Below are 12,273 nucleotides of genomic sequence, written 5' to 3'. Positions count from 1 at the left end.
ATCGACGACCCAGACAAAAAAGACAGCTAGGGCATGACGGTGTTACGTCGCGTGAGCCGCGGCGCGACCAGCTGGATCGCCCGGATCGCCGGCCCGGGCGCGGGATCGAGCAGTTGGAAGAGGGTGTCCATCGCGCGCCGGGAGACGTCGCGGGGTTCCTCGGAGACGTTCGTGAAGGACCCTTCCGCCTCCTGGTCCGGGCTGACCCCGATGAGCGAGAGATCGCGCCCGGGCACGACCCCGCGAAGCCGCAGCGCATGAATCAGCGGCGCCACCACCGTCCCCTGCGCCACCACCACGCCGATCCGGCCACCGGTGCCCCGCCCGGAGGCCCGACCGCTCTGCTCGCCGAGCGCCGCGTGGGCGGGGACGGGCTGTTCGCCGAGCGGCGCCAGCCGGCCGCCGCCTTCGGGGAGGGCGGGCGGGGCTATCGGGTGGCCGGGGCGGCTGGTGAAGTCGTGGGTCAGGATGCGGTCGGCGGCCTGGCGGGCTGCTTCGCGGCCGCGTTCGACCGGTTCGAGCACGGTCAGCGGGATGCCGTGGAGGCCGGCCTGACGCTGGGCCGAGCGGAGGAAGCGGACCGCGTAGTTCGTGCGGCGGGACGTCACCGCGGCGCCCCAGCCGACCAGCACGATCTCGTCGTGGCCGGTGGCGGCCAGCTCGTCGACGGCGAGGCGGGCCGCCTCCTCGAAATCGAGGTCGACGCAGTGCAGGCCGGCCGGGTCGTCGGGCACGCCGACCAGCACGACCGGCACGCCCAGCTCGGCGGCCACCGGCACCCGCTCGTCGTGTTCGAGGATGTCCATCAGCACGATCGCGTCGCACAGCGCCCGGCCTGCGAGGCGGCGCAGCCCGGCCGACCCCTGGTCCGCGGTGACCAGCAGGACCTCGTGGTCGCGCTCGCGGGCGCAGTGCGCGATCGTCTCGATGAACGGCAGCAGCGCGGCGGCCTTGCCGTCGGTGTCGAACGGCACGACCAGGCCGATCACCTGGGTGCGGCGGCCGGCGAGGGCCCGGGCGCCGGCGTGCGGCTGGTAGGTCAGCTGCTCCATCGCGGCGAGGACCTTCTGCCTCGTCTTCTCCGAGATCGACCGCTTGCCGGTCATCACATACGACACCGTGCTCTGTGAGACGCCGGCGATGCGAGCGACGTCTTTGCTGGTGAACGACGTCATGACACCTCCCCGGCGAATCGTCGATGCGTATCGACGCTACCCTCCGGACGGGCCTCGCTCAATGGACTGCCGGTCCCAGTGCGCCAGGTCGGCGGCGGCGACGTAGGCGGACTCGAGGAAGGCGAGCAGGGCCTGGTCGGGGTCGGGGGCGCCGGCCACCGCCTCGTAGGGGAGCAGGAACTCGCGGAGATCGTCGTCGTAATAGGCGGCGTCGGGACGGATCGGCGCTTCGGCGTATCCGGTCGGCTCGGGATAGGCGTACGAGTAAAAGGCTCCTTCATCGCCGCCGCCGGGCCAGAAACCGAAGCTCGCCAACTCGTGCGAATAGCCCTCGTGCATTACCGACGGCGGGCAATTGGGGGCGCCACCCGGATGCGCCGGCGCGTTGCGGCCGGAGAAGCGGGTGTGCGCGAGATCCATCGCGCCCCAGAAGAAGTGCACCGGGCTCGCCTTGCCGACGAACGAGTCACGGAATTGTCCGAACACCCGCTCGACCTGCAACAACTGCTGCCAGAACAGGCGCGCGGCTTCCCCGTCGTACACCTGATGGGTCTTGTCCTCGGCGAAAGGAATGGCATTTTCGACCTCGTTCGGCACGGCGTGAATCTGCACCGGCACTTCGAGGGCCGCCATCGCGTCCATCGTTTCCTGGTAGAACGTCGCGACCGTTTTCGGCTCCAGGGCCACGGTGCGCGACCGGCCGTCGCTCCGGCGCAGCCGCAACACCTGATCGACGAAATCAAATTCGATATCGAGGCCGTACGGCATGGCCGACGTGCTCAGTCCGCGAGCGGTCGGGTAGAGCGCGACGTGCCACCAGTGGTTGATCGCCGGGGTCAGCGCCATCCGGATCTTGCCGACGATCTGCGTCCACATGTGCAGCGTGTCCCGGGTCTCGGTCCAGTCCGCCACGCGGAGCCGGGGCCAAACGATCTCGTCAGCGCTCATCGCTAAAGCGTGCCACGGCTCTGACCCTATGTAGAAAACCGAGCAAGGGTCGGCTACGGTGTCCGCCATGACGAGCCCAGTGCGGGTGACCGCGGCCGTGTCCAAGGTCCTGGCCGCCTTCCTCGAGGACCCGGAGGCCGACCGGTACGGCCTCGATCTGATGCGCGCCAGCGGCCACCCCAGCGGCACGCTCTACCCGATCCTGCTGCGCCTGCAGCGCGCCGGCTGGGTCGACGCGGTCTGGGAGGAGATCGACCCGGTCGCCGCCGGCCGGCCCGCCCGCCGCTACTACCGGCTCACCCCGGACGGCCTGGTCGCGGCCCGCACCGAGATCGCCGCCCTGCGCCGGCAGCTCGACCGGGCGACCGGCGCCGTCACGAAGCCGAGGCCCGCATGAGCCGCTTCGCCCACCGGTGCATCGATGCGGCCGCGCGTCGCTGGCCGGCCGAGATCCGCGACGAGATGGCCCGCGAGTGGCATGCCGAGCTGGCCGCGATTCCGTCCGGACCTCAGCGCCTGCGGTACGCGTTGAGCCTGCTCACGTCGCCCCCGCTGCGCGACTCCACCGGGGCGCCGCGCGGCTGGGCCGAGACCACCGGCGCGCTCGCCCCGGCCGGTGCGCTGATCCTCGCCGGGCTGCTCACGCTCGGGGTGTCCCAGCTCGCCGACTCGATGATCTCGTTGGTCCAGGTCGACCTCTACGGCCATCCGTGGATCTCGGCGGCGGCCAATGGCGTACTGACCGCGGTGTGGTGTCTGCTGGCCGGCCGGTGGCTCGGCCGCCGGATGCCGCTGCCGGCTTCCGCCCGCTTCGGCCCGGCCACCTCGGCCGCGTTCGCGCCGCTGCTGATGGCGCCCGCGCTGCTGCTGCCGGCGCTGACCGATCAGGATCCGGGGTACGCCTTGGCGCTGCTGACCGGAGTGCTGGTGTGGGTTCCCGGCATGGCCGTGCTCGGCGTCACCGGGCGTTTCTGGTTGCTCGGCACCCCGCTGGTCAGCGCGCTCGCGGCGGCGGCCGCCACCCTGCCGATGGTGGTGACCAGCCGGGACGGTTGGGCCGCGGCCGCCGCGTCGCTGACCAACGGCTCACCGCCGTACGAATTCACGGTGATCGAGGACGGCGCCCTCAGCAGCCGCGCCTTCTACTACCTCGGCCCGTGGGCGGTCACGCTGACCGTGTTCGCCGTCCTCGCCCTGGTCTACGGGCTCGCCGCGCGGCGGCCGCTGCCGGCGTGGTCACCCGTGGTGGAGACGGCCGACGAGGAACCGCGGTCGCTGTCGCCGGTGGTCGTCGCGACCGGCGCGGCGTGCGTCGCGCTGGCCGTGATCGCCTGGGCGTACACGCTGACGATCCTCAGCCCTGCGATGTCGGAGGTGTCGGCCGCAGCGCCCATGCCCGGCGGCGACGGCGAGATCTACCTGTGGGTGGCGGAGCTGCGCTGGGGCGCGATCCTGCTCGCCACGCTCGCCCTGCTGATCGCCACCGCCGACCGGCGCCGTGCCGTGCCCGCCGCGCTGGTGCTCGCGGCCGCGCTGGTCGTCGCGGACGGCGTGCTCGTGCGCACCGGGGTGACCGGCGCCGGCGGCCTGCGGCTCACCCTGCTCATCGGCGGTGGCGCGGTCGCGGCCGGGTGGTTCGCCGCCCGCGGGCCGCTCGACGCCGCCCGGCTCACCACGTCGGTGCGACGGCGGGTGGCCGCGGGCGCGGTGATCGCGGCGGTCTGCGTGCCGCTGCTGCTGGCCCAGGGGACACCCGGCGTCAACCACCCGTACCTGCCGGTCGGTCTGCTCGTGACCACGACCGGGCTGTCCGTCCTCGGCGTGCTGCTCGCCGCGATCCCGGCCGTCGCGGTCAGCCGCCACCACCTCGCCCGGTGGGTGGCCGTCCTGCTGATCGCGCTGCCGGCGGCGGTGGTCGCGGTGGCCGGCTCGCTGCCGGTCCCGACCGGCACCGAGGACACCGGTTACGCCATCTTCGGCGCCTTCGTCGGCCTGCCGCTGGCCGTCGTCGTGATCGCGTTGCTGCGCCGGCACCGCCCCCGGCGCCGCGGGCGCACGGCCGCGCTGTGGGCCCTGCTCGCCCTGGCCGCGCTGCCCGGCACCATCGTGCTCTGGATAACCAGCGTCTTCCCCGCCCACATCGCCCCCGACCTGCTGTTCGCGATCGAGGGTCTCGGCTACCCGGCCGACGGCATCTCGGCCCTGCCCGGCGCCGCCCTGCTGATGACCCCGATCGCCGCGATCGTCGCCACCCGCCTCGACGGCGCCGGCGCGAGGCGGCAGCCGGCCCTGCGGTCGGCTATTTCGCCGGCGCCGGGGCGCATCTGACGGATCACCCAAGTGCGAGGCGAGGTCCAGAGTGTGGCTGGCGTCGCCCGCGACGCGCCCTCATACCGGGGTTGTATGTGGGCGCGTCGCGGGTGCCGTCAGGCGCGCTCTGGACCACGCCGCAGCCCTGGGTGATCCGTCAGATGCGCCCCAGGGCCCACTCCACCGTGACGGTCACCGACAGCCGCTGCCGGCCCGGCTCGATCGAGAAGCGGGCGTCCGCCGCCCCGGCCATGCTGTACTGCGGGCCCGGCACCGCGAAGCCGGGCGCCACCTCGCTCACCGAGATGACCCGGCCGAGCGGGCGGCCGGCCTCGCGGGCATACAGCTCGGCCTTTGCTCGGGCGTCGGCGAACGCCTTCTTGCGCGCCTCCGCGAGCAGCGGGGCCTCGTTCTCGATCGCGAAGGACACGCCGTTCAGCCGGGCCGCGTCACCGCCCGCGGCGACGGCCGTGGACATCAGCGCCCCGGCCCGCGGCAGGTCCCGGATCTTCGCGGTGAGGCCCTGGTTGACGGTGTAGCCGGTGATCTGCTGATCGTCGTCGGTGCGCGAGTTGACGCTGACGTTCGACGTCTGCAGGTCGGCCCGGGCGATCCCGGCGCGTACGAGCGCGTTGCGCATCCGGGTGGCCGCCGTGCCGGCGCGGTCCAGGGCTTCGCCGACGGTGGCCGCAACGGTCTCCACCGCAAGGTCGGCGGTGAGCGTGTCCGGCTCGGCGGACATCTCACCCTTGCCGGTGACCAGCACCTTGTCGTCCGCGCCGGGATCCATCGTGGAGGCGGCCGCCGGACGCGCGCCGAGCAGCGGGAACACCAGAAGTGTGGCCAGCGCGACGAGTGCCGGCGCGGTATGACGTGACCGATTCATTTCCCACCTTCGAGGCCGAATTTCCCTCCATTCAAGGCGGCGGGGCCACGGGCCGGGGCGGTATTGCGCACATGTAGACCGTCCGGGCGAACCCGGACGCCGACCTCTTCCGGGACCCGTTCGATCGCCGGTCGCTGACGTCTCAGCAGACGTGCAACGCCGTCCGCGGTCATCGGCTCGGCCAGGTGGAAGCCCTGCCCGACGGTGTAACCGAGCTCGCGGAGCACGGCCACCTGCTCGGCGTTCTCCACCCCCTCGGCGACGGTGTCCAGGCCGAGTGCGCGGGCGAGCTGGATGACCGCGCGCGCCACCGCCTGCCGGGCGTCGGCCGCAGCCGGCCGGCCGTCGTCGATCTCGATGCCGTCCACGAACGACTTGTCCAGCTTGATGATCGCGGCGGGGAACGCCCGCAGCAGGCTCAGCGACGATTCGCCGGTGCCGAAGTCGTCCAGGGCGAGCCGGATGCCCATCCGGTCGAGTGCGTACAGCGCCCGGGACACCTGCTGGCCGCGCAGCACCGCCGACTCGGTCACCTCGAGCACCAGCCGCTCACACGGCAGCCCGGAGTCGGCGAGCGCGCTGGTCACGTCGGCCACGAAGTCGGGGTCGTGCAGCTGCCGGGCGGACACGTTCAGGCCGGCCTCGCGCAACGCGTCCGGCCCGAACTCGGCCAGCCACGCCGCCGCCTGCCGGCAGGTCTCGCGCAGCACGAACCGGCCCAGCGGCACGATCAGCCCGGTCCGCTCGGCGGCCGGGATGAACTCGGCCGGGCTGACCACGCCGCGGACCGGGTGGTGCCACCTGATCAGCGCCTCCACGCCGATCAGGCGGTTGTCCGTCAGCCCGATGATCGGCTGGTAGACCACGCGGAACTCGTCGTTCTCCAGCGCCCGCCGCAACTCGCCGCCGAGCTGCATGTGCGCCAGAACCGGCTCCCGCAGGCCGTCCTCGTACCGCACGAAGCCGGCCTTGCCGCCCTGCTTCGCCGTGTACATCGCGACGTCGGCGTTGCGCAGCACCGAGTCGACGGTGGCGCCCGGCGTCGCGGTGGCGATCCCGATGCTGGCCTGCACGAGCAGGCGGTGCTCACTGATCGGGTGGGTGAACGCCGCCAGCAGGCGCCCGGCCAGCTCCTCCGGGTCCGGGCCGGGGCCGGTGAGCAGAACCGCGAACTCGTCACCGCCGACGCGTACCGGCAAGCCGTTCTCCCCGGCCTCGGCTTGCAGAAGCCCGGCGACCGAGACCAGCAGCCGGTCGCCGACGCCGTGGCCGAGCAGGTCGTTGACGGCCTTGAAGTCGTCCAGGTCGACGAGCAGCACCGTGGCCGTGCCGGTGGTGGCCAGGGCGGTCGCGAGCCGGTCCCGGAACAGCGCCCGGTTGCCCAGGCCGGTCAGGCTGTCGTGACTCACCTCGTACTGCAGCCGCATCTCCTGGACCCGGGTGTTCCGCAGCAGGTGGGCGTTCTCCCGGTACGCGATGTACTGCCGGACCGTGACCAGCGCGGTCACCGCGACCGCCGCGACCAGGACCACCCGGACCGGCCAGTGCAGGGGCGCACCGAACGCGACCGCGATCAGCGGCACGTCCACCGCCAGCATGGCCAGGTAGGGCAGCAGCACCCCGACGCGGGGCGACTCGCGGCGCAGCCCACGGGCGGCGCGGGCCTGCACCGCGACACCGAGCGTGATCAGCACCGGGCCCAGCGGCATCACGATCGCCTGGGCCGGCACCACCGCGATGTACCCGAACTGGACCGCGAGCACGGCGACGACCCCGGCCGGGAAACCGCCGCTGGCCGCGACGAGCCGCACCGCCGCGCGGTCGACCGGACCGCCCACCACGTACGACACCTTCGTCGCGGCCCCGACCGCGACCAGCAGACCGAGGCCGACCAGCGCCATCGCCTGTCGGCTCCACGGTTCGCGGGCGGACAGCATCGGGGCGAGCCCGACGTACCACAACGCGGCCGCACAGCCGAGGAAGGCGATCATCCGGTCCAGCGCCATGCGCCACCGCTCGCCACTGCCGGTCACCGCCACCGGCACCCGGGCCAGCGCCCACGCCGCGATCAGGAAGCCGGCGGCCACCCAGGCCGCCGCCGGCACCGGCATGGTGCGGGTGCGGGACTGGGCGGCGTGGGCGAGCATGTCCACCGCCAGCCAGGTGTAACCGATGGTGACGACGCCGACGGCGAGCCGGACCGTGCGCCAGAACCGCCGGGCGGCCGGGTCGAGGTCGAGTCCACTTCGGAGCAGGTGATGGACGGACGCGGTCGCGAGCAGCCCGCCGACCGGAAGGAAGAAGTACGCGAACACCTCGCTCCCGGCGCCGACGGTCAGGTACGCCGCGCACCAGATGGTGCCGAGCGCGGCGACCGCGACGGTGGCCCGCACGAAGGGCCCAGCTCGCCACCGATCTACCGTCCGCGTCACGGGCCCGACACTATCGGCCTTGATCTGCGCCTGATCTCCCCCGAACGTTCCACATTCACCGGTCCGCTTCACCGGCCCGCGACGCGGTTGCCCGGCGGGGCCGGTACGGTTGGCCGGTGACCAATCAGACGGTGCCCGTGGCCAGTGTGTCGAGCCGGGCCGAGGGCGACATCGTGGCCGGCCTGCTGCAGAGCGCCGGCATCGACGCGTGGGTCACCGCCGACGACGCCGGCGGCGTGATCGGCTCCCTCCAGCTGGAGGGCGTGAGCGTGCTGGTCGCACCGGCCGACGAGGCCCAGGCGCGGCAGATTCTGGCCGACGCCCAGTCCTGAGCTCGATGACCGCGACGCGGCATCAGCTGCTCGATCTGCTGGCCGACCGGATCCTCGGGCAGCGAGTGGGCCACCCGATCCGGGTGGGGATCGACGGGCATTCCGCGGCCGGCAAGACGACTCTGGCCGACGACCTCGCCGGGGTACTGCGCGCCCGGACCGAACGCCCGGTCATCCGAGTCATGATCGACCAATTCAAACGGCATGTCGATCTGCGTACGCGATATCCGACCGGCTCGCCGGAAAGCTATTACTTCGAGATGTTCGACGTCGACGCGATCCGCGACGAATTGTTGATACCGCTCGGCCCGGGCGGCAATCGCCGGTACCGCATGGAGATCATGGACTTCAGCGGCCGTACGCCGATGGATTCCGCCGTTCAAGAGGCACCGGACGACGCGATCCTGGTGGCCGACGGCGGATTCCTCCAGAAGCCGGCCCTGTCGCCGCACTGGGATCTGTGCGTCTATCTGCACATCGACGTGGCGGAGGTGCTGCGGCGCGGCACGATCCGGGACCAGGCGTGGATGGACTCGGCGGAGGCGGCAGCCGAGCGCTACCGCACGTATTACATCCCGGGCGAGCAGCTCTACCTGGCCGAGATCAAGCCGGCCGAGCGAGCCGACATCGTCATCGACAACCGCAACTTCGAAGCCCCTCAGATCCTGCGTGACCTGCCCGGTGACCACTGAGTCCGCCTGTTGCCGGTCAGGGGAGCGGGGGATTCGGCAGGCCGGCGTGGAAGCGCAGATGCCGGGCCGCGCGCTCACCCAGGATCGGGCGGGCGTGCTCGATCAGCTGGTCCAGGTCGGCGGCGCGCTCGCCGGACGGCTGGCTGTAGGTCGTTGCCGCCGGCCCGCCGAGCCACGTGTTGATGTCCGCTCGCGCGGTACTGCGCAACCGGTCGTCGGAGTCGTCGACGAGCCGCAGGTTGACCCCAATACGAGGGACGGCGACGCCTGAGCGCATGGATTACAGTCGCGGATCGTGAAGCGTGCATTGATCGTTCTCGCTGTCGGTGTTCTTGCGCTGGTGGCGGTGGGTGTCTTCGGTCAAGTGCGCCGGGCGCAGCGGATTGCCGCCCACCGGGCGGACCGGGAACGGGTCATGGCCGCGCACCCGCTCGAGGTGGCGGCGGCGTCGATCGATTCGACCCGGCGGGACGGGTTCGTGGTGCACTTCTCCCTCGTGCCGCCGAGCATGCCGCCGGGCATCGTCCGGATGTGGCCGTCCGGCGCTCTGGCCGACGACGGCGTGACGGACATCTATGAATACGGCGCCTTCAAGGTCGCGGTGAACTTCACCGGCATCCCCGGTGCGGATCCGTGCGGAGGCCAGCCGTGCGTCCGCGATGCCGACCTCACCGTCGGCACCGACGATGCGCCCAGCCTCCACCACGTGGCGGTGTGGATGATCGGCGCCGCCACCCCCGAGGTCCAGCAGTTCTGGGCGAAGACCGGCTGGGTGCCGACGGCCAAGGCCGGGTGGTTCGCGGATCTGGCGGCGCAGGGCAGGCTCTACGCTCGCCACTGACTGGAGGGCGGCGGATCCGTGGTGCGACGGTCCAGGTGGGCGCGGGCGGCGGCCAGGGCCAGGCGGGCGTGCTCCTTTCCGCCGACCTGGGCTACCAGCGTGGCCTTGGGGATCTCCAGGGCGTACGGCAGGCCCGGCGGCAGGGCGGCCAGGATGCCGTGGATGTCGATGCCGCCCTCGCCCGGGAACAGGCGCTCGAACCGGGCGGTGTGGATCAGGCCCTCGTTGGTCGGCGGGACCGCCGGTGGGGCGTCGCAGACGTGCGCGAAGTGGAACCAGGATGCCGGCAGCTGCCGCAGGTCGGCGACGCTCGAGCCGGAGCGGGCGAAATGCAGCAGGTCGATCAGGATGCCGGCGTTGGGCTGGTCGGCGCCGCGGAGCACGCGGACCGCCGCGTTCAGGTCGGGGGTCTCGGTCCAGGAGGGGAACTCCAGGTCGACCGTCAGCCCGAGTGGGTGGGCCATCTCGCACAGCTGTGCGAAGCGGGCGGTCTTGCGGGCCCGGTCGGGGTCGGGCAGCTGGGTGATGACGTGGCGTGCGCCCAGTTCGGCGCCGGCCTCCAGGAAACGCTGGAAGTCGCGGGGGTCCTCGTCGGGGCCGATCCGGGCCAGTTCGATGTCCAGGACCTCGATGCCGGTGGCGGCCAGGCGGACCTTGGTGGTCCGCATCAGGGCCGGGTCGGTGGCCAGCGGATAGTGCGGCTCCTGCGGGGTCACCCGGGTCAGCCGCAGGCCCACGTAGCGATAGCCGGCCTCGGCGGCCGCGTCCACCAGTTCCGGTGGGGAGAGGCTCAGCGCGGTCAGGTGCGCCAGCGAGAAGTCGTGGCGCTGGTCGGGCGCCGGTGGGCGGCGCAGCGTGAGCAGGCGGTGTTCGCGGTGGGCGGCCATCCGGACGGGGGCGCTCACCGGGCCGCCGTAGCCACGGTAGTCGCCGATGCGCTGCACGACCGCGAAGAAGATCCGGGAGCCGAGCATCTCGGTGTAGAAGTGCAGGTACGCGCCGTGTTCGTCGCGGTCGTACAGGATCGAGTGCTCGCGCAGCGCGGCGAGCAGGTCCGGGGGCAGCGCGAGCCGGGCGTCCAGGTCGGCGTAGTAGTTCTCCGGGATCGTCAGCAGCGGCGCGCCGAGCGAGCGCATCGCGGTGGCGGCCGCGATCGCGTCGCCGGTGCGGAACGCGACCTGTTGCGGGTTCGGGATGGCCGGCGCCCAGTCGCCGCGGCGCATCGGCGCGGTGTTCAGGGTGATCCGGACCTGGCCGGTGGGGTCGGCGGCGGCCCGGCTGCGGATCAGCCCGAACGGTGCGGCTATCTCCGTGGTGTCGCCGGAACGCAGGCCGAGCACCGAGCGATAGAAGAGGGCGGCCTCGTCGAAGTCGTCGACCGGATCGGTGAGCGAGACGTGGTCGACGACGTCGAGCAGGCCGGCCTCGGCAGGCGACGTGCCGGGCCGGAAGTCCTGGAGCCAGGCGTCGTTGCCGACCAGGAAGATCGAGGTGCCGTCGGGGGCGGCGAACGAAGCCAGGTCGGCTTCGCCGGGCTGGCGCAGGCGGGGGAGGACCGGCGAGAGCAGGCTCTCGGCCCGGCCGGTCGAACGGGCCGGGTCGGCGGTCTCGACGGCCAGGGCGCAGATGGTGGCGGTGCCGGGGGTGACGGTCCGCTGGGCGGCGAAGTTCAGCAGGATGCGTGCCCGGCCCTGCTGCCACAGCTGCACCTGTTTGGAACGATGCTGGGCGGCGTGGGCGAAGCCGAGCGTGGTCAGCGCGCGGGCCACCGCCGGGCCGGAGACGGTGTCCACGGCCAGCTCGATGAAGGCGATGCCGCTCAGGTCCGGGGCCGCCGGCAGACCGGGGAAGCCGGCCTGTTCCTCCAAGGCCAGCATCGCGCGCATGCCGTTGATGGCGGCGTGCCGCGGGTCGGCCTGCCGGTAGACGTCGTCGGAGACGTCCAGCGTCAGCGGGCCGTCGTAGCCGGTGCTCAGCACGTGCCGGACGAAGGTGGGCAGGTCGAAGGAGCCGAGGCCGGGGAACAGCCGGTGGTGCCGGCTGCGTTCGACGACGTCCATGCTCAGTCGTGGGGCGTCGGCCAGCTGCAGGTGGAACACCTTGTCGCCGGGGATGACGCGGATGCCCGCCGGGTCTTCCCCACGGGACAGGACATGAAAGCTGTCCAGGCACAGACCCAGCGCGGGGTGCGCGGCGCGGCGGACGATCCGCCAGGCATGCGCGTACGTGTTGACGAAACGCCCCCAGGCCAGTGCCTCATAGGCGATGCGCAGCCCGCGATCGGCAGCCCGGTCCGCCAGGACCCGTAGGTGCTCGGCGGCCAGGTCGTCGTCGTCCACCGCATCAGCCGACATCGAGGAGCAGACCACGACCGTCGTCGCGCCGAGCCGGGACACGATGTCGAAGGTGCGCTCGGCGCGGCGGAGGCCGGTGGCGAAAATGGCCGGCGGCACCGCCTCGATGCCGGCAACGGCGGCATAGGCGTCGACCGTCAGGCCCCGGCGGGCGCATTCGTCGCGGATCCGGCCGGGCGACCACGACGACACGACCAGGTCGCTCTCGGCCAGTTCGACGCCCCGGAACCGGGCCGCGGCCGCGGCCGCCAGCTTGTCCTCCAGGGTTCCGGAGAGGCTCGAGGTGGCAATCGTCTCGTGCAT

The 12,273-nt window shown here is 72.5% G+C and carries 11 protein-coding genes; 5 read left to right on the top strand and 6 right to left on the bottom strand.

Annotated features, from left to right (window positions below):
* Window positions 1-26: 26 nt before the first annotated feature.
* Entirely contained in the window at window positions 27-1,175 is a 1,149-nt protein-coding gene (locus tag AB0E90_RS00800; protein WP_360397514.1) for a LacI family DNA-binding transcriptional regulator, read from the bottom strand.
* Window positions 1,176-1,211: 36 nt separating this feature from the next.
* The gene (locus tag AB0E90_RS00795; protein WP_360397512.1) at window positions 1,212-2,123 is read right to left on the bottom strand and encodes a DUF5996 family protein; all 912 of its coding nucleotides are present in this window, start codon (window positions 2,121-2,123) and stop codon (window positions 1,212-1,214) included.
* Window positions 2,124-2,190: 67 nt separating this feature from the next.
* Between AB0E90_RS00795 and AB0E90_RS00790 the strand changes: the two genes are divergently transcribed.
* Together AB0E90_RS00790 and AB0E90_RS00785 are read left to right on the top strand one after the other, a co-directional pair.
* On the top strand, window positions 2,191-2,520 hold the full coding sequence (locus AB0E90_RS00790) for a PadR family transcriptional regulator (protein ID WP_360397510.1): 330 nt from the start codon (window positions 2,191-2,193) through the stop codon (window positions 2,518-2,520).
* Window positions 2,517-4,451 carry a hypothetical protein gene (locus AB0E90_RS00785; RefSeq protein ID WP_360397508.1) on the top strand — a complete coding sequence of 645 codons (1,935 nt, stop codon included), beginning with the start codon at window positions 2,517-2,519 and terminating at the stop codon, window positions 4,449-4,451. Before AB0E90_RS00790 ends, AB0E90_RS00785 begins: the two co-directional genes overlap by 4 nt.
* A 139-nt stretch (window positions 4,452-4,590) precedes the next feature.
* Here the strand turns inward: AB0E90_RS00785 and AB0E90_RS00780 are convergent, their stop codons facing one another.
* Window positions 4,591-5,319: an SIMPL domain-containing protein gene (locus AB0E90_RS00780; RefSeq protein WP_360397506.1), complete on the bottom strand. Its 729-nt coding sequence runs from the start codon at window positions 5,317-5,319 to the stop codon at window positions 4,591-4,593.
* Window positions 5,316-7,751, bottom strand: coding sequence for a bifunctional diguanylate cyclase/phosphodiesterase (locus AB0E90_RS00775; RefSeq protein WP_360397504.1), 2,436 nt, complete (start codon window positions 7,749-7,751; stop codon window positions 5,316-5,318). Before AB0E90_RS00775 ends, AB0E90_RS00780 begins: the two co-directional genes overlap by 4 nt.
* 116 nt (window positions 7,752-7,867) lie before the next feature.
* On the opposite strand from AB0E90_RS00775, the gene AB0E90_RS00770 reads away from it, so the two are divergent.
* Together AB0E90_RS00770 and AB0E90_RS00765 are read left to right on the top strand one after the other, a co-directional pair.
* Window positions 7,868-8,083, top strand: coding sequence for a DUF2007 domain-containing protein (locus tag AB0E90_RS00770; RefSeq protein ID WP_360397502.1), 216 nt, complete (start codon window positions 7,868-7,870; stop codon window positions 8,081-8,083).
* Between the two features lie 5 nt (window positions 8,084-8,088).
* A complete protein-coding gene (locus tag AB0E90_RS00765) occupies window positions 8,089-8,775 on the top strand; it encodes a uridylate kinase (protein WP_360397500.1) in 687 nt (228 codons plus the stop codon).
* Between the two features lie 16 nt (window positions 8,776-8,791).
* On the opposite strand, the gene AB0E90_RS00760 is transcribed toward AB0E90_RS00765, so the two are convergent.
* Complete coding sequence (locus AB0E90_RS00760; RefSeq protein ID WP_360397498.1) at window positions 8,792-9,052, bottom strand: hypothetical protein; 261 nt, start codon at window positions 9,050-9,052, stop codon at window positions 8,792-8,794.
* Between the two features lie 18 nt (window positions 9,053-9,070).
* Here AB0E90_RS00760 and AB0E90_RS00755 point away from each other — a divergent pair, with 18 nt between their 5' ends.
* On the top strand, window positions 9,071-9,616 hold the full coding sequence (locus AB0E90_RS00755) for a hypothetical protein (RefSeq protein ID WP_360397496.1): 546 nt from the start codon (window positions 9,071-9,073) through the stop codon (window positions 9,614-9,616).
* On the opposite strand, the gene AB0E90_RS00750 is transcribed toward AB0E90_RS00755, so the two are convergent.
* On the bottom strand, window positions 9,601-12,273 hold the full coding sequence (locus AB0E90_RS00750; protein WP_360397494.1) for a TIM barrel protein: 2,673 nt from the start codon (window positions 12,271-12,273) through the stop codon (window positions 9,601-9,603). The two genes, AB0E90_RS00755 and AB0E90_RS00750, sit on opposite strands and share 16 nt — an antisense overlap.

Source organism: Actinoplanes sp. NPDC026619 (assembly GCF_040638295.1).
Lineage (GTDB): Bacteria > Actinomycetota > Actinomycetes > Mycobacteriales > Micromonosporaceae > Actinoplanes.
Note: the sequence above shows the minus strand (reverse complement) of the source record. Positions and strands in the feature narration are given on the sequence as shown.

Bases quoted from the DNA above. Each gene is read 5' to 3' on its own strand.
- AB0E90_RS00790 (WP_360397510.1), top strand. From the start codon at position 2,191: ATGACGAGCCCAGTGCGGGTGACCGCGGCCGTGTCCAAGGTCCTGGCC.
- AB0E90_RS00765 (WP_360397500.1), top strand. From the start codon at position 8,089: ATGACCGCGACGCGGCATCAGCTGCTCGATCTGCTGGCCGACCGGATC.
- AB0E90_RS00795 (WP_360397512.1), bottom strand. From the start codon at position 2,123: ATGAGCGCTGACGAGATCGTTTGGCCCCGGCTCCGCGTGGCGGACTGG.
- AB0E90_RS00780 (WP_360397506.1), bottom strand. From the start codon at position 5,319: ATGAATCGGTCACGTCATACCGCGCCGGCACTCGTCGCGCTGGCCACA.
- AB0E90_RS00785 (WP_360397508.1), top strand. From the start codon at position 2,517: ATGAGCCGCTTCGCCCACCGGTGCATCGATGCGGCCGCGCGTCGCTGG.
- AB0E90_RS00750 (WP_360397494.1), bottom strand. From the start codon at position 12,273: ATGCACGAGACGATTGCCACCTCGAGCCTCTCCGGAACCCTGGAGGAC.
- AB0E90_RS00800 (WP_360397514.1), bottom strand. From the start codon at position 1,175: ATGACGTCGTTCACCAGCAAAGACGTCGCTCGCATCGCCGGCGTCTCA.
- AB0E90_RS00760 (WP_360397498.1), bottom strand. From the start codon at position 9,052: ATGCGCTCAGGCGTCGCCGTCCCTCGTATTGGGGTCAACCTGCGGCTC.